Genomic DNA, 21,812 nt, shown 5'->3' on the forward strand with positions numbered 1-21,812 from the left:
CTTGAGGATTATTGGGCTCCGGTCGAAGACCAAGACAGAGTCAAATGTCCCTACTCGCGGGTCACTTGGGGTTGCGAGCGCAATCATCGAGCCGCTATCTGACGCTCCATCAGATATCTCGGTACGCTGACCTCGGTCAACGCACCCCGAAGGGAGTCCGCATGGGCAAGCTCGACGGACGTGTCGTCCTCGTCACAGGCGCCGCGCGCGGCCAGGGCGAGCAGGAGGCCCGGCTGTTCCGGGCGGAGGGGGCCGCTGTCGTGGTCGCCGACGTCCTCGACGACCAGGGCGAGACCCTCGCCAAGGAGATCGGCGCGCTCTACGTCCACCTGGACGTGAGCCGCGAGGCCGACTGGGCGGCCGCCGTGATCGCCGCGAAGGAGGCGTACGGCCGTGTCGACGGCCTCGTCAACAACGCCGGTGTCCTGCGCTTCAACTCCCTCGTCGACACCTCTCTCGACGAGTTCATGCAGGTCGTCCAGGTCAACCAGGTCGGCGTCTTCCTCGGCATCAAGACCCTGGCTCCCGAGATCGAGGCGGCCGGCGGCGGGACCATCGTCAATACCGCCTCGTACACCGGGATGACGGGCATGGCGTACGTCGGCGCGTACGCGGCGACCAAGCACGCGATCGTCGGCCTCACCCGCGTGGCCGCGCTGGAGCTGGCCCGCAAGGGCATCCGGGTCAACGCGGTCTGCCCCGGCGCCATCGACACCGCGATGTCCGACCCCGGTGACGGCGCCTCCGCCGAGACCATCGACCGGCTGTACCGCAAGCGGGTTCCCCTCGGCCGCATCGGCCGACCGGACGAGGTGGCCCGGCTGGCGCTGTTCCTGTCGTGCGCGGACTCGTCGTACATCACCGGGCAGCCGTTCGTGATCGACGGGGGGTGGCTGGCGGGGGTGAGTCTTGGCTGACGGTACGTCAGCTATTGACGCTCCAGGGACTCGGTGGAACAGTCGGCGGCATAGATCTGACGAACTGTCAGATAAGCCGGTGGGGATGACGCGGGGACGGTGAACCTCCTTGGAAATCGGGCTCTTTGTACAGGGATACGTGGGCAAGCGGGCCGAGACCGACCCGCTCGCGGAGCACAAGGCGCTGATGGAGGAGACCGAGTACGTCATCCAGGCGGACAAGTCCGGCTTCAAGTACGCGTGGGCGTCGGAGCACCACTTCCTGGAGGAGTACTCGCACCTCTCCGCCAACGACGTGTTCCTGGGGTACCTGGCGCACGCGACGGAGCGGATTCATCTGGGGTCGGGGATCTTCAATCCCCTCGCCCAGGTCAACCACCCCGTCAAGGTCGCCGAGAAGGTCGCCATGCTCGACCATCTCAGCGAGGGCCGCTTCGAGTTCGGCAGCGGGCGCGGGGCCGGCTCCCACGAGATCCTCGGCTTCATCCCCGGTGTCACCGACATGAACTACACCAAGGAGATCTGGGAAGAGACCATCGCCGAGTTCCCCAAGATGTGGCTCCAGGACGAGTACGTCGGCTTCCAGGGCAAGCACTGGTCGCTGCCGCCGCGGAAGATCCTGCCGAAGCCGTACGGGAAGTCCCACCCCGCGATGTGGTACGCCGCCGGGTCGCCGCCGTCGTACGCCATGGCCGCGAGGAAAGGGCTCGGCGTGCTCGGCTTCAGCGTGCAGAAGGTCTCCGACATGGAGTGGGTGCTGGAGCAGTACAAGACCGCGATCGTCGACGCCGAGCCGGTCGGGGACTTCGTCAACGACAACGTGATGGTGACGACGACGGCGATCTGCGCGCCCACGCATGACGAGGCGGTGCGGATCGCCGTGAAGGGCGGGCTGCACTATCTGCCGTCGCTGGTGTTCCGGTATCACGACACGTTCCCCCGGCCCGAGGGGTTCCCCGTCTGGCCGGAGACGTTGCCTCCGTACGACGAGGAGTTCATCGAGCTGCTCATCTCCGAGGAGTTGCTGATCTGCGGGGATCCGGACGAGGTGCTCACCCAGTGCAAGCGGTGGGAGCAGGCCGGGGCGGATCAGTTGAGCTTCGGGTTGCCGGTGGGGGTGCCGAAGGAGGAGACGTTGCAGACGATCCGGTTGGTGGGGGAGCACGTGATTCCGAAGATCGATACGGATCCTGTGCATCGCACTTCGCGATTCCGAGGGGCTGCTTGAGGTCTGAGTGGCGGCTGCGGGTCGGTGGGGGCTGGTCGCGCCCCGCGGCGGAGCCGCTGATGTCACAGCCCCGCGCCCCTTAAAGGCTAGGTGGCACCCCATTCTTACTAGGCGCCCGGAGAGGTGAGTCATGCTCGATCACGTCATTAAAGGTGCGACCGTCGTCGACGGGACCGGCGCCCCCGCGTACATCGCCGACGTAGGCATACGGGACGGACGTATCGCCGTCATCGGTGACAACGTCACCGCCGAATCCCGTACGTCCGAAGAAGCCGCCGGACTCGTCCTCGCCCCCGGCTTCGTCGACCCCCACACCCACTACGACGCCCAGCTCTTCTGGGACCCGTATGCCACGCCCTCCCTCAACCACGGCGTGACGACCGTCGCCGGCGGCAACTGCGGGTTCACCCTCGCCCCCCTCAATCCCTCCCGCCCCGAGGACGCCGACTACACGCGGCGGATGATGTCGAAGGTGGAGGGGATGTCGCTGGTGGCGTTGGAGGAGGGGGCGCCCTGGAGCTGGCACGGCTTCGGCGAGTATCTGGACGCCCTTGAAGGCCGTATCGCCGTGAACGCGGGGTTCATGGTGGGGCATTGTGCGCTGCGGCGCTACGTCATGGGGCCGGACGCGATCGGTGGGCAGCCGAGCGAGGGGCAGTTGAGGGACATGCTCCGGCTGTTCCATGAGGCGATGGAGGCGGGGGCGTGGGGGCTGTCGACCACCCAGTCCTCCACCCACTCGGACGGCGACGGCAAGCCGGTCGCGTCCCGGCATGCCGCGCCCGACGAGTTGATCGCGCTCGCCCGGGCCGTGGGTGAGCACGAGGGGACGCAGATCGAGGCGATCGTCGCGGGGTGTCTGGATCAGTTCAGCGACGAGGAGATCGACCTCTTCGTGGAGATGAGCGCGGTGGCGGGGCGGCCGCTCAACTGGAACGTGCTGACCATCGACTCGGCGGTCCCCGAGCGCGTGCCCCGGCAGTTGGAGGCGAGCGAGCGGGCGCGGAAGGCCGGGGGCCGGGTGGTGGCCCTGACCATGCCGATCCTCACCCCCATGAACATGTCGCTCGGCACCTTCTGCGCGCTGAACCTGATCCCCGGGTGGGGGCCGATCCTGGGGCTGCCGGTGCCCGAGCGGATCGAACGGCTGCGGAATCCGGAGGTCCGCGCCGAGATGCTGCGCAGGGCCGACTCCAAGGAGGCCGGTGTCTTCCGCCGCCTCGCCGACTTCGGGCGGTACGTCATCGGGGACACGTACAGCGAGGCGAACGAGGGCCTGACCGGGCGGGTCGTGAAGGACATCGCGGCGGAGCGGGGGCAGGACCCGTTCGCATGCCTGGTGGAGATCTGCGCGGCCGACCACCTCCGTACGGTCCTGTGGCCCATGCCGACGGACAACGACCCGGCGAGCTGGACGCTGCGCGCCGAGACCTGGCAGCACGAGGACGTCATGCTGGGCGGCTCCGACGCGGGCGCCCATCTGGACCGTATGTGCGGAGCCCCGTACACGACCCGCTTCATCGGCGACTGTCTGCGCGGCCGGGGGCTCGTCGGGCTCGAACAGGCGGTGAAGATGCTGACCGACGACCCGGCACGGCTGTTCGGCCTGCGCGAGCGGGGGCAGGTGCGGGAGGGCTGGCACGCCGACCTCGTCCTCTTCGACCCGGAGCGCGTCGACGCCGACAAGGCCACCCTGGTGCACGACCTGCCGGGTGACAGCCCGCGGCTGGACTCCAAGGCCATCGGCGTACGGGCGGTGTGGGTCAACGGCGTCGAGGCGATACGGGACGACGTGGTGACCGGGGCGGTGCCCGGGAAGGTGCTGCGGTCGGGGCGGGACACGCGGACGGTGGGTACGAGGTGAGTGCGGCGGGGGGTGCCGAAGGGGCTTCTGCCGGGCCTTCCGCAGGGGCATCCGAAAAGCAGCGGCTGTTCATCGGTGGCTCGTGGGTGGAGCCGGACGGCGGCCACTACGAGGTGATCGATCCGGCAACCGAGACGGTCGTCGGCCTGGCCCCGGAGGCGTCACGGGAGCAGGTTCACGCTGCCGCGGCGGCTGCCCGCGAGGCCTTCGGGCCCTGGTCGCGCACCCCCGCCGCCGACCGCGCCGCGATCCTGTCCCGCACGGCCGACCTGATACGCCGCCGTATGGCCCCGTACGCCGAACTGGCCCAGGCCGAGACGGGCACGACGACGGGGACGGCGCGAGGCATGCAGGTGGGCGTGGCCGCGGCCCGCTTCCAGCGCTACGCGCGCGTGGAACCGTCGGAGGAGCCGATCGCTCCGCAGATCAACGAGGCGGGCCCCTTCGGCAAGGCGGCGGTGATGGGCGCCCTCGCCATCCGCCAGCCGGTGGGCGTGGTCACCTGCATCACCTCCTACAACAACCCCTGGGCCAACCCGGCCGGCAAGATCGCCCCCGCCCTCGCCATGGGCAACACGGTCGTGGTGAAACCCGCCCCCCAGGACCCCCTCTCCGTCTACCGCCTGGCCGAGGCCCTGGAGGCGGCGGGCGTCCCGCCGGGCGTGGTGAACGTGGTGAGCGGCTCGGGGGTGGAGGTCGGCGAGGCGGCGGTGGACTCGTCCGACGTGGACATGGTCAGCTTCACCGGCTCCACGGCGGTCGGCCGGCGGATCGCGGAGGTCTGCGGCCGCGGCATGAAGCGCCAGCTGATGGAACTGGGCGGAAAAGGCGCGGCGATCGTCTTCGATGACGCGGACCTGACGTCCGCGGTGGCCGGCATCGGCACCACCTTCTCCTTCTACAGCGGCCAGATCTGCACGGCGCCGACCCGGGTGATCGCGCAGCGGGGCGTGTACGACCGACTGGTGACCCAACTGGCGGAGTACGCGAGGCGGTTGCCGGTGGGCGACCCGCGGGAGCGGGGCACGGTGGTGGGCCCGCTGATCTCCGCCGCCCACCGCGACCGAGTCGATTCATACATCGAACTCGGCCGCAAGGAAGGCGCCCGAGTGGTGACCGGCGGCGAACGCCCGCCACTGGACCACGGCTTCTACGTGGCCCCCACCCTGCTGGCCGACTGCACCCCAGACATGAGGGTGGTCCGGGAGGAAATCTTCGGCCCGGTCGTCGTCGTCTTCCCCTTCGACGGCGACGAGGACGAGGCGGTGTCCCTCGCCAACGACACCGACTACGGCCTCCTCGACTACGTCTGGTCGGGAGACGTGGCGAAGGCCTTCCGGGTCGCGCGGAGGCTGAGGGCCGGCGGAGTCGGCGTCAACACCGTCGGCCGCAACATGGAGGCCCCCTTCGGCGGCTTCAAACAGAGCGGGGTGGGCCGCGACGTGGGCTCGTACGCACTGCACGCGTACAGCGAGATGCAGGCGATCGTCTGGGCGGGGTGAAGCGGCCCTCTCCGTGACCGGCTGAAGCCGCCGCTACAGGTCGAAGACAGCACGGAGTCCGATCTCGACGGCCTCCATGACGCGCTCGTCGACCGGACCGAGGTCCTGGGTGAAGCGGGCGGAGGACAGAGTCCGGAACTCTCCGAGCACGATGGTTCCGGACGAGGGAGCGCCGACGGGAATGTCGACCAGCGTCGCCTCGCGCACCCGCTGGGGGTAGACCAGGACGCAGGTGGCGGTCTTGTTCTGTTCGTTCAGGGCGTCCGAGGAGATCACCAGTACGTGCGCGGGACCTCCGGCGAAGGACAGTTCGTAGACGTGCCCCCGCTTCACCGGCCTGCCACCCGAGCCCAGCGACCGAGAGTGTCGTCCTCGCTCTCGGCGGGCTCGGCGGCGGTGGCCATGATCCCCGCCTCGGCCCGCATACGCGCAGATTTCTCCAGCTCCTCCGCGAGCATCTGGCGGCGCAGTATCCGGGCGGTGTACGCCGAGGCGTTCCCCTTGGCCTTCACGAAGGTGGCCACGTCATCGGGCAGGCTCATCGTCATGTTCACCGTCATGTGAGCATCATACCCGCCCTCATGTGGTGATCGGCTCGAACAGCGGCGTGCCCTTTCCCTTGGCCGTCAGCTCTTCCAGGAGAGCGGTGCGGCGTCGGTGCCGTCGACGGGGAGGCGGCGTACGGCGTTCGGGGCGAGCCATACCGCCTGCCAGAGCGAGCAGTCGTCGATCCGGCTCGCCATGGGCAGGCCGCACGCCGCGCAGGCCATGTTGGGGCCGTCGCCCCAGTCAAGGCCGCAGCAGTAGCCGCCGCCTTTCTCCGGGACCAGCAGGGTGCCGCGGGCGTCGCCGGGTGCGATCACGATCGCGCCGGGCGCGCCGTCGGACAGGGCGTGGACCGGCGCGAAGACACCGCGGGCCGCCGCCTCGTCCGGATCGATCTCCTCCCACGTCCGCCACGGCGGCCCCCACGGCTCCGGGTCCACGACGAGCGTGCCCGGTTCCATGAGCACCGGCAGCTGAAGCCCGTTCCCGTACTTCTGACGGGCGTGGGCGGGCAGGACGACCTGGGACAGCGGGCTGGTCAGCTCGAGACCGCACCCCGCACACACGAAACCGAACAAGTAACCTCCGCCTGGGAACCAGAAGCATCATCGCAACTCGGCAGCGGCCGGCAAATCAGTTTCCGGCACGAGACCAACTACTACGCTCAACGCCGGCCCCAACCGGCGGCTGGAGTCAACGCATGGGCCCCGTTGATCCCGGAGCGGTTCAGACAGCGCGGCTTGGCTCCACTTGGCGATCTGCTGGGCATGATCTGTCACCGTGATTTGGGCTCGGCGAGGCAGAGGCCCCCAGATCTGCTTGGGCCAACCAGGTCCCGCGGGCGGTGGTGATGGCCAAGTAACTGCTCCGCGGCAAGGCGTAGCCCGTCAGACCCACTGCCAATCACTTGCCTGCCGGGAAAGCAGTTGATAGCTTTCCCGGCAGGCAAGTGGTCGGTGGAAGGCTGGCCGCGCAGATCGGACGGGGAGTTGAGCGTGCCATGGTGGATCCGCACAGCGCCGCGGAGGACTTGCACCGGATCGAACGGGTGCAGGACCGGATCGTCGAGCTGGGCAGGGTCGAGCAGGGCGGCCCGCGCAGCATCCGGGCAGTGTGGGCCTCGGCCGCGACGCTCTGGGTGTTCCTGGCGATACAGGGTCTGCCGATGCCCAAGTGGCTGGAGTGGACAGTGCTTGCCGTGTTCATGACCGGCATGATCTCGCTCGGAATCCGCAGCGGTCGGCGGACACCGTTTGCGCCGCACCGGTCGGACATCTCGGCGGGGTGGCTGGCTGGGTGGGTGAGCTCGCTGGTCGTGGTGGTGATCGCTTCCGCAGTGGTGCTGAACGTCTGGGAGCCGCCGTTCAGTTCACTGATCTGGGCGACGGTGACGGCGGGGGCGTTCGTGCTGCTCGGCTACGCGATGCAGGGCCGCTGGCTGCGGCCGGGCCGCGGTCGCAGCGGGGCCGCGCGGTGACCACTCCGTTCGGCTTCGACGAGCTGATCCACCCCTCTACCCGGCTGGCCGTGGTCTCCCTGCTGGCCGCCACCGAGTGGGCCGAGTTCGCCTTTGTCCGCGACCAGTTGGAGCTGAGCGACTCGGCGCTTTCCAAGCAGCTCCACACCCTGGAGAGGGCCGGCTATGTCAGGCTGAAAAAGGAGGGCACGGGGCGCCACAAGCGCACCCGCGTCCTCCTCACCAAGCACGGCCGCGCCGCCTTCGAGGGGCACGTCGCAGCACTCCGCCGGATCGTCGGCGGCGCCGCCGCGGCAACCGGGGAGGCCGGGGCGGCCGGGGAAGCGATCAACCCAGGGCAGGGTCCCCGGTGAAGAAGGCGGAGTAGCCAGGGTGCCCCTGCGCGGGCACTGACGGCCACACCGCTCAGCGCGGGCTGACACCGCCGGCCGACAGCAGGGCGAACCTTGCTGTGCAGGATATAGGTGTACATTTTATGGAAGCGTACTTCTATATGCTGCTCGGAGGATGTGTGGACAAGCCTGTTGAGATGTTCGACCGGGACTACGAGTGGTCGGCGCTGAGGCGGTTCATCACCGATCCGCAGCCGGGTGCGACTCTCGGCGTGGTCTCCGGACGTCGCCGCCAGGGCAAGACGTTCCTGCTTGACGCCGCCTGCCGTGCCACCGGAGGTTTCTATTTCGGTGCGACCGAAGCCACGGACGCCGAGTCGCTGCGACGGATCAGCACCGCGCTGACCGCTCATGTCCGCCCCGCCAGCCCGTTCCACTTCGCCCACTGGGCGGAGGCGGTCGACGTGTTGCTCGCCCTCGGCTCCGAACGCCCCGTCCCCGTGGTGATCGACGAGTTTCCGTATCTGGCCAAGGCCAACCCGGAGCTGCCGTCGATCATCCAGGAGGCGCTGCGCCCCCTGCGTGACCAGCGCACCGGCTCCCGCACCCGGCTGCTGCTGTGCGGGTCGGCGCTGTCCTTCATGGGCCGGCTGCTGTCTGGCAATGCGCCTCTGCGCGGACGGGCGGGGCTGGAGCTGGTCGTCCGCCCGCTGGACCACCGCCTCGCCGCCGAGTTCTGGGGTATCTCCGATCCCCACCTGGCCATGAAGGTGAACGCGATCGTCGGCGGCACTCCCGCTTACCGGCGTGAGTTCGCCCGCGGCGACACCCCCAAGGGGCCGGATGACTTCGACGACTGGGTCGTCCGCACCGTCCTCAACCCCGAGACCCCTCTCTTCCGCGAGGCCCGCTATCTGCTGGCCGAGGAACCCGACCTTCGCGACACCGCCCTGTACCTGTCCGTCCTGGCCGCCGTCGCCGACGGCAACGCCACTCGCGGAGGCATGGCCGGCTATCTGGAACGCAAAGCCACAGACATCGCACACCCAATCAACGTCCTGGAAGACGCAGGGCTGTTGCATCGGGACGCCGACGCATTCCGCGACAACCGGCCCACGTATCGCATCGCCGAACCGCTGATCGGCTTCTACCACGCGATCATGCGCCCGGTCTGGGATCAGCTCGAACGCCCGGGCAGCGCGACACGGGTCTGGCAAGCCAGCCGCCGGCGCTTCGTAAGCAATGTTCTGGGACCCCATTTCGAACAGGTCTGTCGCGACTGGGCCCTCCATCACGCCGACCCCGATCTTCTGGGCGGTCTGCCCGCCCGTGTCGGGCACGGGGTGGTCCACGACACCAAGGCCCGTATCGGCCATGAGGTCGACGTCGCGGTCATCGGCGTCGCCGACGGCGCCAAACCGCCGCTGCTGGCCATCGGGGAGGCCAAGTGGAACGACACCATGGGCATGGCCCACATGGACCGACTCCGGCACATCCGCAGCCTCATCACCCAAGCCGGACGCTACGACACCACCAGCACTCGGCTCATCTGCTTCAGCGGAGCAGGCTTCAATGACAAAGCACATGCCGTCGCGGAAGCCGACCCCGACGTCCGTCTCATCGACCTCGCTGCCCTCTACAGCGAGGAGTGAACATGACGCTGTACGGCGGGGCTGTACAACAACGGCAAGGAGACCAGGGATGGCGCCCTCTTCTCTACCTCGACGTCGACGGCCCGCTGAATCCGTACGCCGCGAAACCGGAGCGGCGGCCCGTCGGCTACACGACCCACCGGATGAAACCGGAGGGCTGGATCGCTCGGCATCCGGGGGAGCCGAGGGCGTATGTGAAGCCGTTGCGGGTCTGGCTGAACCCGGATCAGGGGCGTCGGCTGCTCGAACTGGGTGAGGTGTTCGACCTGGTGTGGGCGACTACTTGGGGCCGCGAGGCGAATACGTTCATCTCTCCCGTCCTCGGGTTGCCGGAGCTACCGGTGGTGGAATGGACGTCCGAGGCCGGTGAGGCGGCCTCCGGGGTGTTCTGGAAGACACCTCATCTCGTTGCGTACGCGGCCGGTCGCCCTTTCGCCTGGGCCGATGACGAACTCGGCGCCGCGGACCGGCACTTCGTGGCAGCGCACCACCAGGCCCGCGCTCTGCTGCTCCACGTCGATCCTCGACTCGGCCTGCGTGAGCCGGATTTCGTCGCGTTGGCCGAATTCGGGGCGCTCGTCGGCGAGCCGAGTGCGCAGGCGGGGCATGCTGGGGCGGAGGACGTCGGCGCGAGGGGCGGGGACGGCGAGAGGGCGGGGCGTGGTACGTGATCGTGTGGGTGAACGGGGCCTTTGGCAGTGGGAAGTCCACGCTGGTGGACGAGTTGCGGGGGCGGTGGGCCGAGGCGCTGGTGTACGACCCGGAGATGGTCGGCTATGTGCTGAGGGAGATCGTGGAGGTGCCGACCGGTGACTTCCAGGACCTGCGGCTGTGGCGGCGGCAGGTGGTGGAGTTGGCGGTCGGGTTGGTGGAGGAGTACCGGCGGCCGGTGCTCGTTCCGATGACCCTGGTCAATTCCGCTTACGTGGGTGAGGTGTTCGGCGCGTTGCGGAAGGCGGGGATCGCCGTCCACCACTTCTTCCTCAAGGTCCCCGAGGACGTGCTGGTGGCGCGCATCGACGGGCGGAGCTTCACCCCGGACGATCCCGAGCAGGACGCCCGCGTACGACGGTGGTGCAAGGAGCGGATCGCCGGGTGCACGGCCGCGGTCGACACCCTGCCCGACGACACCGTGTGCCTGGACGGCGAGGCGAGCCCCGCTGAGCTGGCCGACCTGGTGCTGCGCCACGTAGCCGCCGGGTGAGCGTGTCTTGTGAGCGGTCAGTTCGCGAGATCCGTGGTCGGGGCTTCGCCACGGCCGATCGCGAGTGACCAGCGGATGGTCGAGGAGGAGGCCGTGATGGAGACGGTGCTCGCGCGGGCCACTTCCGGCTGTGTGAAGTGGTTCTCGACGGCGTTCGCCTTGCCGTCGTGGCAGTCCAGTTCGAAGGAGGCGTCGAGGGAATGCAGGGCCACGTCGAGCTTGCCCTTGCCCGCGCACTGCACCCCCACGATCAGGGTGTCCCCGTCGCCCTTCTTGGCCTTGGCGAACTCGAAGCCGGCATTGCCTTGAGTCGCGTTCCGGCGGAGTGCGACGGACTTGGCGCTGGTCAGCTCCGGTGCCTGTTCCACCGATTTCGGGTCCGTGTTCTCTTCGGCTTCGACATCAGCCGCCGGAGTCGCCTTCGGCTGGTTCGGCTTCGACGACTGCGTGGACTCCTTCACCGGCGTGTCGCTACCCGACCCCGACGTCGTGCAGGCGGTGGTGGTGAGGAGGACCGCTGCCGAGAGCATGGTCAGGGCGATGAGCGTGCGCTGCGACATGTAATGACCCCCGTCACTGCGGGCCCGCGGGTCGTGGGCGAGGCTGTGATCGTGACAGTCGGCCGTCAGCGGCAACAAGGTGAACTGGCTTGTTCGGTGAGGGATTTGGGGTTCGGACGCGACTGACCCGAGGGCAGGTTTATGGCTGACGAAGGCTTCAGGGACCCGCGGCTCGCCGCGATCTACGACCCGCTCGACCCCGATCGCCGTGATCTGGACGCCTACGTACGCATCGCCGAGGAGTTCGGGGCGCGGCGGGTGCTCGACATCGGGTGTGGGACGGGGACGTTCGCGTTGATGCTGGCCGGGCGTGGGGTCGAGGTGGTTGGGGTCGATCCGGCTCGGGCGTCCGTCGATGTGGCCCGGGGGAAGCCGGGGAGCGAACGGGTGCGGTGGATCGACGGGGACGCGACCGCGCTGCCGCCGCTCCGCGTCGACCTTGTCACCATGACGGCCAACGTCGCGCAGGCGATCGTCGATCCGGAGGCGTGGCGGGGGACGCTCCGGGGCGCCTACGAGGCGCTGCGGCCCGGCGGGCATCTCGTGTTCGAGACACGAGACCCGGCCGCGCGCGCCTGGGAGCAGTGGAATCGCGAGGCCTCGTGCGGCGTCACGGAGATCGACGGGGTCGGGGCGGTGGAGAGTTGGGTGGATCTCGTCAAGGTCGACGGGGCGTTGGTGACGTTCCGTTGGACGTATGTGTTCCGCGATGACGAGACCACGCTGACCTCCGCATCCACCCTTCGGTTTCGTGAACGGGGCGAGGTCACAGAGGAGTTGGTGGCGGAGGGGTTCGAGGTCAGGGAGGCTCGCGGGGCGCCCGATCGGCCGGGCAAGGAGTTCGTGTTCATCGCCCGGCGGCCGGAGACGACCTGAGCGTCGGGGCTCAGTTCCGCAGGTCCACCCGTACTGTCAGCAACCCCGACGCCGACCCCAGTACCCGTACGGCCGTGCTGTTCATACGAGGCAGGGTGCGCAGGCGGGCGATGGGGTCGTCGTCCGTGAGGAGGTGGGCCGTGCCGTCGTGCCAGCGGCCCCGGATACGGACCCTGACCTCGGGGTTGGCCCTGATGTTGCGTACGTACTGGGACTTCTCGCCGAACTCCGAGACCAGCCAGAAGGAGTCGCCGACACGGCGGCCACCGACCGGGGTGTGGCGGGGGAGGCCGGACTTGCGGCCGGTGGTCTCCAGGACGGTCTGGAGCGGGACGCGGCGGAGGATCGGGTTGCCGACGTGGCGCTGGAAGGCCGTGACGGCGCGTTGCTTGAGGTCCGCGGAACGGGACATCGGCTTGCTTCTCCTCGGGGTGTGGGAGGTACGGGGTACAGGATCGGCTACGGGGTGAAGGCGGTGGGCGTCGGGTGGTGCGGGTAGTGACGTGGAATCTGTGGTGGCGGTTCGGGCCCTGGCAGGAGCGGCAGAAGGCCATCCTCGCCGTGCTGCGTGAACTGCGGCCCGACGTGGTCGGGTTGCAGGAAGTGTGGGAGGAGGGCGGGGAGAACCTCGCCGGGTGGCTGGCCGGGGAACTCGGTATGCACTGGACCTGGGGTTCCTACGGCGACTCCGCCCTCTGGCAGCGGCGTATCGGGGACCCGGGTGTGGGGATAGGGAATGCCGTGCTGAGCCGGTGGCCCGTCCTGGAGCGGGAGACGATCACCTTGCCCACGGGGGAAACGGGGGAAACGGGGAAAGCCCCCGCAGAGGACAGCGGACGAGGGGGACGAGGGGCGCTGTACGCGCGCCTGGGCGCGCCCGGTGAGCCCGTCCCGTTCTTCACCGCCCACCTCAGCTCCGCGACCGAGGCCTCGGCGGTACGGTGCCGACAGGTCGCCACGCTCGCGGAGTTCGTCGCCGGCCACCGGGGCGGCACCGGCTTCCCACCCGTCGTCACCGGCGACTTCAACGCCTGGCCGGACTCCGACGAAGTCCGCCTCTTCGGCGGCTACAAGACCGCGCCCGCCGTACCCGGGCAGGTGCTCATCGACGCCTGGGAGTACGCCGACCCGGCCGCGCCCTCCGCGACCTGGGACATGGCCAACCCGTACGTCGCCGGAACCTTCGGGCCGAGCGTACGGGTCGACTACATCCATGTGGCACCGACCGGCCGCGGCGGACCAGGGCACGTACGGGGCGTACGGCGTGTGGGGGACGCGCCCGTCGACGGCGTATGGCCGTCCGACCATGCCGCCGTCGTCGCCGACCTGTCGGACTGACGCGGCCCTGCCCGAACCGGGAGTGTTACGGCTTGCGGCCCAGGCCGCCGTGTTGGCCGATCGGCTTCGGTTCGGTCTCCTCCGTGTCGTCCGGGCGCCACAGCGGGACGGAGACGACACCCGGGTCGATCAGGTCGAGGCCGTCGAAGAAGCCGGTGATCTGGTCGACGGGGCGGAGGAAGTAGGGGACGGCGCCGGTCTCGTTGTAGGCGTCCTGGGCGCGCTCGTATTCGGGATCGGTGCCCCGGGAGCCCTCGTTGATCGAGAGGTAACTGCCCGAGGGGAGGCCGGACATCAGGCGCTGGACGATCGAGCGGGCCTCGTCGTAGTCGGCGACGTGGCCGAGGATGCCGCTGAGGATGAGAGCCGTGGGCCGGGTCAGGTCCAGGGTCTTGGCCGCGGCCTCCAGGATGCGCTCGGGTTCCTGGAGGTTCGCGTCGATGTAGGCGGTGGCGCCCTCGGGGCTGGAGTAGAGCAGGACGCGGGCGTGGCCGAGGACCAGCGGGTCGTTGTCGACGTAGACGATCCTGGCGTCCGGGGCGCTGCGCTGGGCGACCTGGTGGGTGTTGTCGGCGGTGGGCAGCCCGGTGCCGACGTCCAGGAACTGCCGTACGCCCTCCACCTCCACCAGATGCCGGATGCTGCGCCGCAGGAACGCGCGGCTGCTGCGGGCGATGGTCACGATGCCGGGGAAGGCACCGGCGTACGCGTCGCCGGCCGCCTCGTCCACCGGGTAGTTGTCCTTGCCGCCGAGCCAGTAGTTCCAGATGCGGGCGGAGGCGGGCACGGAAGTGTCGACCCTCTTCTTCGCCGCGGGTTCGGGCGTGGTCGCGTGATCGGTCATGGGGCCGTCTCCTCCGACGAGCGTACGAGCATGCGTGCGTCACACGTACGGATGTGCGCCCGCACGTGTCGAGCCAAATTTACGACTCAACGCGCCGGTTTTGTACGCGAGTTCCCGTACGGCAGTCCTGGCCCCTAACCTCTACCCCCGCCCCAGGAAGATCGGGTTCGTGAACGCCGCCATCGGGCCCGGGAAGCCCGGGATGACCGGTGGGTGGCGGACCTCGGCGCGTACGTACGCCGCGTACGAGGCCGTCGTACGCCACTCCGCCGAGCCGGTGCCCGAGGCCGGGAGGGCGGGTGAGGTGAACAGGACGCCCTGGTCGGTGACGAAGCGGATGGTGCAGTCGGGGGCGCCCGTCGCCTCCAGGCGGACCGTGACCGGGGTGTCGGCGGCGACCTTCAACCGCTCGCCGATGCCCGCGTGTTCGCCGCGCGGGCCGGAGGCGGTGAAGGTGACGGACACGTCCTTCGATTCGGCGACGTACGAGCGGCCGGCCCGCAGCCCCTCCTGGATGGCCTCCCTGGTCAGGTCGTCGGCCAGGACGACCGTCTGGGGTCGGCCCACGGGGTCGGGGTCGCGGTGGGCGTCGCTGTTGCCCATCGCCGGGATCCAGTCCCGGCGGCCCTCGCGTACGGCCGCGACCAGCATGCCGTCCCAGTCGGCGAGGGCCACCTCGTCCTCGGGCGAGTACGCGCCGTTCCAGACCTCCACCGCGTCCGCCTCGCCGAAGCCGAACTTCCAGTTGCAGCCGATGCAGGTGGCGTGCGGGTGGGCGGGGACCACCAGGCCCCCGGCGCGGCGGATCTCCCGGGCGTACTTGCCGAACCGGTTGTCCCGGGCCCGGTAGCGCCAGTCGATGAACGTGCCGGGTTCGGTGCCGAGCGCGAGGACATGACCGTTCCTCGTCGTCACCTCCTCGCCCAGCAGGATGAGGAGGTCGTCGCCCGCGAGCTCGGCCCAATGGGCGTGCGAGGACTGGGTGTTGTGCTCGGAGGAGTTGATGAAGTCGAGCCCGGCGGCCCGCGCGAGCGCCGTGATCTCGGCGGGGGTGCGGCGGCCGTCGGAGTACCAGGTGTGCAGATGGCAGTCACCCCGGTACCAGGCCCGGCCCCGGCCCTTCGCCCGCTCCGGCGGGTAGACGGGCTTGACCTGCTTGCCGGGTGCGCCGTACGTCAGCGTGATCGTGATCTCGTACGGCAGTCCCTGCGGCGCCACCGTGTACGGCCCCAGCGCGATGTGCCAGGTACCGGGGCGGACCGGGCCCGGGATGTACCCCGGGGTCGCGTCGTCCGCCCGGACGAAGAACTCCGTACGCGCCCCGCCCGACCAGCCCCGGAAGCCCTTGCCGCCGAGATCGGTGCCGCGTTCGTCGAAGACGCCGATGTCCAGCGCGTTGCCAGCGGTGCCGGCGGGGACGGGCGGTCTCTCGTAGGTGTACGCGACCTTCAACTCCCGTACGCGACTCGGCACCTCGATGGGCAGATAGACGAAGTCCGGGGAGCCGGTGGGGAGCGTGCCCCGGATGGTCTTCGTCTCCTGCTTGCCGTCCGCGGCCTCGACGCCGCTCGTCCCGAAGGTCACGCTCCCCAACGTAAGCGCGGCCGCCGCCGACGTCACGAACAGCGCGCGCCTTCCGAGTCCGTTTCCGTCACGTCCGTCGCTGCCGTCGCTGTGTTCGTCGCACATGCTGCTGCTCCCCAGGTCGTCGCGAGTGACTTGGCATGGGTGGTGCAGGGGTGGTGCGTGCCACCTTCGTATGCGCTGGTGAACTGTGGGGCAAGGGGAGGGGATCGGCGGCTTTCGAGTTGGCCGAACCACAGCGTGCCAACCCGAACTCGCCCGACAGGAGAGACAGAACGTGCGGACACCGTTATGCCTGCTCGGCGGCGCCGGCATCCACGACCGGGTCGCCCATGGCCACGACGCGTACCGGTTCGTGGAAATCGGCTCCCTCACCAAGGTGTTCACCGGGACCGTACTGGCCCGGCTGGCCGCCGAGGGGGGCCTCGGTCTCGATACGCCGCTGGAGGAGTGCCTGGAGGAGGTGCCGAGGGGGTCGGGCATCACCCTCCGGCATCTCGCTGAGCACACCTCGGGTCTGCCCCGCCTGCCGCCCGGGACCGGCGGCCTTCCGGACGACCCGTACGCCCCCTTCACCGAGCCGGCGCTACGGGAGTTGCTGCGCGACCTGGACCGGGTGGCCACCGGCCGACTGGGGGGCAGCGAGTACTCCAACCTCGGCTACGCGGTGCTCGGGCACGCCCTCGTGACCGCCACCGGACGCTCGTACCAGCAACTGGTCGATACGTACGTCCTGTTGCCCCTCGGTCTGGAGGCGGGCGCGGTGACGGCATGTCCGCCGGAGAGCCGACGCCTCGTACCGCGCGATCTGTTCGGCCGGCCCCGGTCCCTGTGGACACTGACCGGACCGATCCTGCCGGCCGGCGGTCTGTGGTCCACCTGCCGGACTCTGGCGCACGTCGTGGTCGCCCTGCTCGTCGAGCGCGGGCTCGGCGATCCGGCGCCCTCCTGGCAGCGGAGTTCCCCGATCCGGTGGCACGACGGTGCCACCCGTGGCTCGTCCGTGCTGGCCGCCGCGCACGACGACGGTGAGTGGATCCTCGTCCACCGCCTCGGCAGTGTGGCCGGTACGAACCGGATCGCGAAGCGGAGCATTCTCGCGGCCGGTTGGTTGCGGTAGGCATAGGTGCGGGAGCAGATGCCGACCGGTCGGTATGGACAAATGGGTCGTGTCCAGGTACAGATGAATCATGCGCATCGCCGTGACGATCTTTCTCACCGACGAGACCATCACCCCGACCCGGCTCGCCCGTGAGCTGGAGCAGCGGGGCTTTGCCGGGCTCTACGTCCCCGAGCACACGCACATCCCCGTCGAGCGGATGACGCCGTACCCGGCCGGGGGCGAGCTGCCGCGTGAGTACGGCCGTACGCTCGACCCCTTCGTCGCGCTCGGCCAGGCCGCCGCCGTCACCGAGCGGCTGGGGCTCGGCACCGGGATCACGCTCGTCGCCCAGCATGACCCGATCGACCTCGCGAAGCAGATCGCGACCGTGGACCACCTCTCCGGGGGCCGCCTCACGCTGGGGCTGGGCTATGGCTGGAACGTCGAAGAGGCCGCCGACCACGGGGTCGAGTGGCGTACGCGGCGGGAACTGGTGCGGGACCGGATGGCGTTGATGCGGGCGCTGTGGGCGGAGGAGCCGACGGCGTACGAGGGGGAGTTCGGGAGTGTGCGGGCGAGCTTCGCTTACCCCAAGCCGGTGCGGAAGCCGCAGGGGCCGGTGGTGGGGCCGCGCACGCTGATCGGTGGGGCGGCGGGGCCGAAGCTGTTCGCGCACATCTGCGAGTACGCGGACGGGTGGCTGCCGATCGGGGGGCGGGGGTTGGGGGAGTCGCTTCCGGTGCTGCGGGCGGCCTGGGCGGATGCGGGGCGGGATCCGGAGGCGTTGCAGGTCGTGCCGTACGCGGTGCATCCGAGTGCGGGGAAGCTGGCGTACTACGCGGAGTCGGGGATCGAGGAGGTCGTGGTGCAGTTGCCTCCGGCGGGGGAGGTGGAGGTGCTGGGGGTGCTGGACTCGTACGGGGCGTTTTTGGCGTAGGGCGCCTGCTGGGAGGGGTGGCGGGGATTTGGGTGCGGCTGCGGGTTCGTCGTGGCTTGTCGCGCAGTTCCCCGCGCCCCTGACGGGGCGCGACCCCCTGGCCAGTTACACCATGTAACGCCCGGCAGGCCGGAACGAAGCAGGCACCCCCTCTGCCCTGACCAGCTCGAACGTATGCTCAAGAGATGACGACTTCGGCGACCTCCGGAACCGGCCCCACCGAGCGCCCCGGTGCTGCCGGGCCGACCGCGAACTCCATGCGCCGTGCCCTGAAACGTGCGCGGGACGGGGTGGCGCTCGACGTGGCCGAGGCGGCGGTGCTGCTTCAGGCGCGCGGGGCTGATCTGGAGGACCTCGCCGCGTCGGCCGCCCGGGTGCGGGACGCGGGGCTGGAGGCGGCCGGGCGGGCCGGTGTCATCACGTACTCGAAGAGCGTGTTCGTCCCCCTCACCCGGCTGTGCCGGGACAAGTGTCACTACTGCACCTTCGTCACCGTGCCGGGGAAGCTGCGGCGGGCCGGGCACGGGATGTTCATGTCGCCGGACGAGGTGTTGGACGTGGCCCGGAAAGGGGCCGCCCTCGGCTGCAAGGAGGCGCTGATCACCCTCGGCGACAAGCCCGAGGAGCGCTGGCCGGAGGCGCGCGAGTGGCTCGACGCGCACGGGTACGACGACACGATCGCGTACGTCCGGGCCATCTCCATCCGGATCCTGGAGGAGACGGGGCTGCTGCCGCACCTCAACCCCGGCGTGATGAGCTGGACGGACTTCCAGCGGCTCAAGCCCGTCGCGCCGAGCATGGGCATGATGCTGGAGACGACCGCGACGCGGTTGTGGTCCGAGCCCGGCGGCCCGCACCACGGCTCACCGGACAAGGAGCCGGCCGTACGACTGCGGGTCCTGGAGGACGCGGGGCGGTCGTCCGTCCCCTTCACCTCGGGCATCCTCATCGGCATCGGGGAGACGTACGAGGAGCGCGCCGAGTCCCTGTTCGCACTGCGGAAGATCTCCCGCGCCTACCACGGCATCCAGGAGCTGATCATCCAGAACTTCCGCGCCAAGCCGGACACCGCGATGCGCGGTATGCCGGACGCGGAACTGGACGAGCTGGTCGCGGCGGTGGCCGTCGCCCGGCTCATCATGGGCCCGGCCGGCTGCATCCAGGCGCCGCCCAACCTCGTCGACAGCGAGTACGAGCGCCTCATCGGCGCCGGGATCGACGACTGGGGCGGCGTATCCCCGCTGACCATCGACCATGTGAACCCCGAGCGCCCCTGGCCGCAGATCGAGGAGCTGACGGAGCGGTCCGCGGCGGCCGGTTTCGAGCTGCGCGAACGGCTGTGCGTGTACCCGGAGTTCGTGACGCGCGGCGAGCCGTGGCTGGACCCGCGCCTGCTGCCGCACGTCCGGGCGCTCGCCGACCCGGAGACGGGACTGGCCCTGCCGGACGCGGTCGTCGAGGGACACCCGTGGCAGGAGCCCGAGGAGGTCTTCGTCGCCGTCGGCCGTACGGATCTCCACTCCTCGATCGACACCGAGGGCCGTACGTCCGACCGCCGCGACGACTTCGACGAGGTCTACGGCGACTGGGGCGCCCTGCGCGAGGCGGCCGCCCCCGGCATGGCGCCGGAGCGCATCGACACGGATGTGCGGCGGGCGCTGCGGGTAGCCGCCGACGACCCGACCCGGCTGAGCGACGCCGAGGCGCTGGCGCTGCTGCACGCGGACGGGCCGGCGCTGGACGCGCTGTGCGAGGTCGCGGACGAGGTTCGTAAATCGGCCGTCGGCGACGACGTCACGTACATCGTCACCCGGAACATCAACTTCACCAACGTCTGCTACACCGGCTGCCGTTTCTGCGCCTTCGCGCAGCGCCGCACGGACGCGGACGCGTACACCCTCTCCCTGGACCAGGTCGCCGACCGGGCGCAACAGGCGTGGGACGTCGGCGCGGTCGAGGTCTGCATGCAGGGCGGCATCCACCCCGACCTGCCCGGCACGGCGTACTTCGACATCGCGAAGGCGGTCAAATCCCGCGTCCCCGGCATGCACGTGCACGCCTTCTCCCCGATGGAGGTGGTGAACGGCGCGACCAGGACGGGTCTTTCGATCCGCGAGTGGCTGACGGCGGCCAAGGAGGCCGGCCTCGATTCCATCCCCGGCACGGCCGCCGAGATCCTCGACGACGAGGTGCGCTGGGTCCTGACGAAGGGCAAGCTGCCGACGGCCACCTGGATCGAGGTGATCACGACCGCCCACGAACTGGGCATCCGTTCCTCGTCGACGATGATGTACGGCCATGTGGACCAGCCGAGGCACTGGCTGGGCCACCTGCGCACGCTCGCCGGTATCCAGCAACGCACCGGCGGCTTCACGGAGTTCGTGACCCTCCCCTTCATCCACACCAACGCGCCCGTGTACCTGGCCGGCATCTCCCGGCCCGGCCCCACCATGCGCGACAACAGGGCGGTCACCGCCATGTCCCGCCTCCTCCTGCACCCCTGGATCCCCAACATCCAGACCAGCTGGGTCAAGCTCGGCACGGAGGGCGCGGCGGAGATGCTCCGCTCCGGCGCGAACGACCTCGGCGGCACCCTGATGGAGGAGACCATCTCCCGTATGGCGGGCTCCTCCTACGGCTCCTACAAGTCGGTGAAGGACCTGATCGCCGTAGCCGAAGCGGCCGGCCGCCCGGCCAGGCCGCGTACAACCGTGTACGGCGAGGTCCCGGAGGAGCGGCAGAAGGCGGCACAGGCCTCCGACGGCCATCTGCCGGAGCTGTTGCCGGTGTTGGACTGAGGCTGAGGAGCGGAGCGGGCGGAGAGGCAGGCAGACGCGATTGGCAGATTTGTCTCACTGGCATGCCGGATTTGTCGGCCTGGCGGCCGCAAACGAGGCCAAGCCCTGAGACAAATCTGCCAATCACCGAGCAGCACTACGCCGCCGGCGAAGCGTCCGAACACAATGGTGCGCCCTTCACGCGGCTTGAGGGTGATACCGCCCGCGAGCGCGTGGATTGTGCCCGGTGCCGACGCCGGTACGCCGAAGGCCGGGCTGCCGTGGCCTGCCGCGAGCGGATGCCGTTGAAGTCGCCGACATCGGGGTTCACGTGGGCCGGACCCGGTTGCCACCCGAATGCCTGAACTGGGCGGCCCCTGGGGGACGTTGACCTTCCAGGACTGGCAGTGACAGACGGTTGGCAGGCGCCCCTATCCGATCGCCGGTTCACTCGTGGGCAGGTGGGTCACCACGAGGGCGACGCCGCTCAGCAGGAACCCGCGTAGGGCGGCGTCGAGGGGGTTGTAGCGCTCGGTGGGCCACATCCCGTACCAGTCGCCGCCGATGACGATGAAGCCCGCCCCGTACAGCAGCATCACCATCAGCAGGCCCAGCGTGCTGTAGCGGCGGGCGAAGCGGAAGACGCGGTGGCGTATGGACGCGGCCCACAGGAAGGTGGCCACCACGAGGACCAGTGCGGTGACCGACTCCCAGAGGATGATCCCGACGTACACGGCGTCCTGGAACCACTCCGACTCGATCGCCCGCCACCCCGGCTCCTCGACCCTGAAGGTGTCCTTCATCGAGAGAACCCGCCGGGTCAGTATCTGGTTGGTCTCGAAGTCCGTGATGTTGTTCAGGGCCGTGAGCGCCATGTGCAGGGCTACGGTGCCGACGAGGAGGGGGGAGGCGAGCGGGACGCGAGAGGGGCGAGGTGTCTGATTTGCGGTCATGCTTCCACTGTGTGCCTATATCTCCTCCCGCCACAGACCGTTTTCGGCGAGCTCTCAAGCCATGCCATTCGACGGGCGGCTGCCCGGGTATCTTCAGGTGACCGGATCGGGCACGGGGG

General features: G+C 69.7%; 20 protein-coding genes and 2 pseudogenes. 14 read left to right on the forward strand and 8 right to left on the reverse strand.

The window, feature by feature from the left end; translation table 11 throughout:
• Positions 1-161: 161 nt before the first annotated feature.
• From F3T56_RS12655 to F3T56_RS12670, 4 genes are all read left to right on the forward strand, one after another.
• Positions 162-917 carry an SDR family NAD(P)-dependent oxidoreductase gene (locus F3T56_RS12655; RefSeq protein WP_149825121.1) on the forward strand — a complete coding sequence of 252 codons (756 nt, stop codon included), beginning with the start codon at positions 162-164 and terminating at the stop codon, positions 915-917.
• A 139-nt stretch (positions 918-1,056) separates the two neighbouring features.
• Entirely contained in the window at positions 1,057-2,145 is a 1,089-nt protein-coding gene (locus tag F3T56_RS12660) for an LLM class flavin-dependent oxidoreductase (RefSeq protein ID WP_149825190.1), read from the forward strand.
• A 130-nt stretch (positions 2,146-2,275) separates the two neighbouring features.
• A complete protein-coding gene (locus tag F3T56_RS12665) occupies positions 2,276-4,009 on the forward strand; it encodes an N-acyl-D-amino-acid deacylase family protein (RefSeq protein WP_149825122.1) in 1,734 nt (577 codons plus the stop codon).
• A 65-nt stretch (positions 4,010-4,074) separates the two neighbouring features.
• Positions 4,075-5,511 carry an aldehyde dehydrogenase family protein gene (locus F3T56_RS12670; RefSeq protein WP_172638917.1) on the forward strand — a complete coding sequence of 479 codons (1,437 nt, stop codon included), beginning with the start codon at positions 4,075-4,077 and terminating at the stop codon, positions 5,509-5,511.
• Positions 5,512-5,544: 33 nt separating this feature from the next.
• On the opposite strand, the gene F3T56_RS12675 is transcribed toward F3T56_RS12670, so the two are convergent.
• From F3T56_RS12675 to F3T56_RS12685, 3 genes and pseudogenes are all read right to left on the reverse strand, one after another.
• On the reverse strand, positions 5,545-5,844 hold the full coding sequence (locus F3T56_RS12675; RefSeq protein WP_172638912.1) for a type II toxin-antitoxin system PemK/MazF family toxin: 300 nt from the start codon (positions 5,842-5,844) through the stop codon (positions 5,545-5,547).
• Entirely contained in the window at positions 5,841-6,071 is a 231-nt protein-coding gene (locus tag F3T56_RS12680; RefSeq protein WP_149825127.1) for a hypothetical protein, read from the reverse strand. The genes F3T56_RS12675 and F3T56_RS12680 overlap by 4 nt, the downstream gene beginning before the upstream one ends.
• 22 nt (positions 6,072-6,093) lie before the next feature.
• Positions 6,094-6,635: pseudogene (locus F3T56_RS12685) on the reverse strand (hypothetical protein); the annotation flags it as partial.
• A gap of 422 nt (positions 6,636-7,057) precedes the next feature.
• Between F3T56_RS12685 and F3T56_RS12690 the strand changes: the two are divergent.
• The 5 genes and pseudogenes from F3T56_RS12690 to F3T56_RS12710 all read left to right on the forward strand — a co-directional run bounded on the left by F3T56_RS12690 (position 7,058) and on the right by F3T56_RS12710 (position 10,722).
• Positions 7,058-7,534 carry a hypothetical protein gene (locus tag F3T56_RS12690; RefSeq protein WP_149825129.1) on the forward strand — a complete coding sequence of 159 codons (477 nt, stop codon included), beginning with the start codon at positions 7,058-7,060 and terminating at the stop codon, positions 7,532-7,534.
• The gene (locus F3T56_RS12695; protein ID WP_149825131.1) at positions 7,531-7,887 is read left to right on the forward strand and encodes a winged helix-turn-helix domain-containing protein; all 357 of its coding nucleotides are present in this window, start codon (positions 7,531-7,533) and stop codon (positions 7,885-7,887) included. The genes F3T56_RS12690 and F3T56_RS12695 overlap by 4 nt, the downstream gene beginning before the upstream one ends.
• Before the next feature lie 158 nt (positions 7,888-8,045).
• Positions 8,046-9,518 carry an AAA family ATPase gene (locus tag F3T56_RS12700; protein WP_149825133.1) on the forward strand — a complete coding sequence of 491 codons (1,473 nt, stop codon included), beginning with the start codon at positions 8,046-8,048 and terminating at the stop codon, positions 9,516-9,518.
• Between the two features lie 2 nt (positions 9,519-9,520).
• A pseudogene (locus F3T56_RS12705) lies at positions 9,521-10,093 on the forward strand (HAD domain-containing protein); the annotation flags it as partial.
• 92 nt (positions 10,094-10,185) lie between these two features.
• Positions 10,186-10,722, forward strand: coding sequence for an AAA family ATPase (locus F3T56_RS12710; protein WP_149825135.1), 537 nt, complete (start codon positions 10,186-10,188; stop codon positions 10,720-10,722).
• 17 nt (positions 10,723-10,739) lie between these two features.
• Here F3T56_RS12710 and F3T56_RS12715 read toward each other — a convergent pair whose 3' ends face one another.
• On the reverse strand, positions 10,740-11,282 hold the full coding sequence (locus F3T56_RS12715; RefSeq protein ID WP_149825137.1) for a hypothetical protein: 543 nt from the start codon (positions 11,280-11,282) through the stop codon (positions 10,740-10,742).
• Between the two features lie 141 nt (positions 11,283-11,423).
• Between F3T56_RS12715 and F3T56_RS12720 the strand changes: the two genes are divergently transcribed.
• A complete protein-coding gene (locus F3T56_RS12720; RefSeq protein ID WP_149825139.1) occupies positions 11,424-12,158 on the forward strand; it encodes a class I SAM-dependent methyltransferase in 735 nt (244 codons plus the stop codon).
• A gap of 10 nt (positions 12,159-12,168) precedes the next feature.
• On the opposite strand, the gene F3T56_RS12725 is transcribed toward F3T56_RS12720, so the two are convergent.
• Positions 12,169-12,570: a nitroreductase/quinone reductase family protein gene (locus F3T56_RS12725; protein ID WP_149825141.1), complete on the reverse strand. Its 402-nt coding sequence runs from the start codon at positions 12,568-12,570 to the stop codon at positions 12,169-12,171.
• A gap of 77 nt (positions 12,571-12,647) precedes the next feature.
• Between F3T56_RS12725 and F3T56_RS12730 the strand changes: the two genes are divergently transcribed.
• On the forward strand, positions 12,648-13,496 hold the full coding sequence (locus tag F3T56_RS12730) for an endonuclease/exonuclease/phosphatase family protein (RefSeq protein ID WP_149825143.1): 849 nt from the start codon (positions 12,648-12,650) through the stop codon (positions 13,494-13,496).
• A 25-nt stretch (positions 13,497-13,521) separates the two neighbouring features.
• On the opposite strand, the gene F3T56_RS12735 is transcribed toward F3T56_RS12730, so the two are convergent.
• Together F3T56_RS12735 and F3T56_RS12740 are read right to left on the reverse strand one after the other, a co-directional pair.
• Complete coding sequence (locus F3T56_RS12735) at positions 13,522-14,340, reverse strand: SAM-dependent methyltransferase (RefSeq protein ID WP_149825145.1); 819 nt, start codon at positions 14,338-14,340, stop codon at positions 13,522-13,524.
• Between the two features lie 141 nt (positions 14,341-14,481).
• Positions 14,482-16,029, reverse strand: a complete 1,548-nt coding sequence (locus F3T56_RS12740) for a CehA/McbA family metallohydrolase (protein WP_149825147.1) — start codon at positions 16,027-16,029, stop codon at positions 14,482-14,484.
• A gap of 172 nt (positions 16,030-16,201) precedes the next feature.
• Here F3T56_RS12740 and F3T56_RS12745 point away from each other — a divergent pair, with 172 nt between their 5' ends.
• The 3 genes from F3T56_RS12745 (at position 16,202) to F3T56_RS12760 (ending at position 20,761) form a co-directional block, all read left to right on the forward strand.
• Positions 16,202-17,044, forward strand: a complete 843-nt coding sequence (locus F3T56_RS12745) for a serine hydrolase domain-containing protein (RefSeq protein WP_149825148.1) — start codon at positions 16,202-16,204, stop codon at positions 17,042-17,044.
• 70 nt (positions 17,045-17,114) lie between these two features.
• Complete coding sequence (locus F3T56_RS12750) at positions 17,115-17,963, forward strand: LLM class F420-dependent oxidoreductase (protein WP_149825150.1); 849 nt, start codon at positions 17,115-17,117, stop codon at positions 17,961-17,963.
• 185 nt (positions 17,964-18,148) lie between these two features.
• The gene (locus tag F3T56_RS12760) at positions 18,149-20,761 is read left to right on the forward strand and encodes a bifunctional FO biosynthesis protein CofGH (protein WP_149825154.1); all 2,613 of its coding nucleotides are present in this window, start codon (positions 18,149-18,151) and stop codon (positions 20,759-20,761) included.
• Positions 20,762-21,171: 410 nt separating this feature from the next.
• Here F3T56_RS12760 and F3T56_RS12765 read toward each other — a convergent pair whose 3' ends face one another.
• Positions 21,172-21,693 carry a DUF2165 domain-containing protein gene (locus tag F3T56_RS12765; RefSeq protein ID WP_149825156.1) on the reverse strand — a complete coding sequence of 174 codons (522 nt, stop codon included), beginning with the start codon at positions 21,691-21,693 and terminating at the stop codon, positions 21,172-21,174.
• Positions 21,694-21,812: the final 119 nt, after the last annotated feature.

The organism is Streptomyces tailanensis, assembly GCF_008386495.1.
Taxonomy (GTDB): Bacteria; Actinomycetota; Actinomycetes; order Streptomycetales; family Streptomycetaceae; genus Streptomyces; species Streptomyces tailanensis.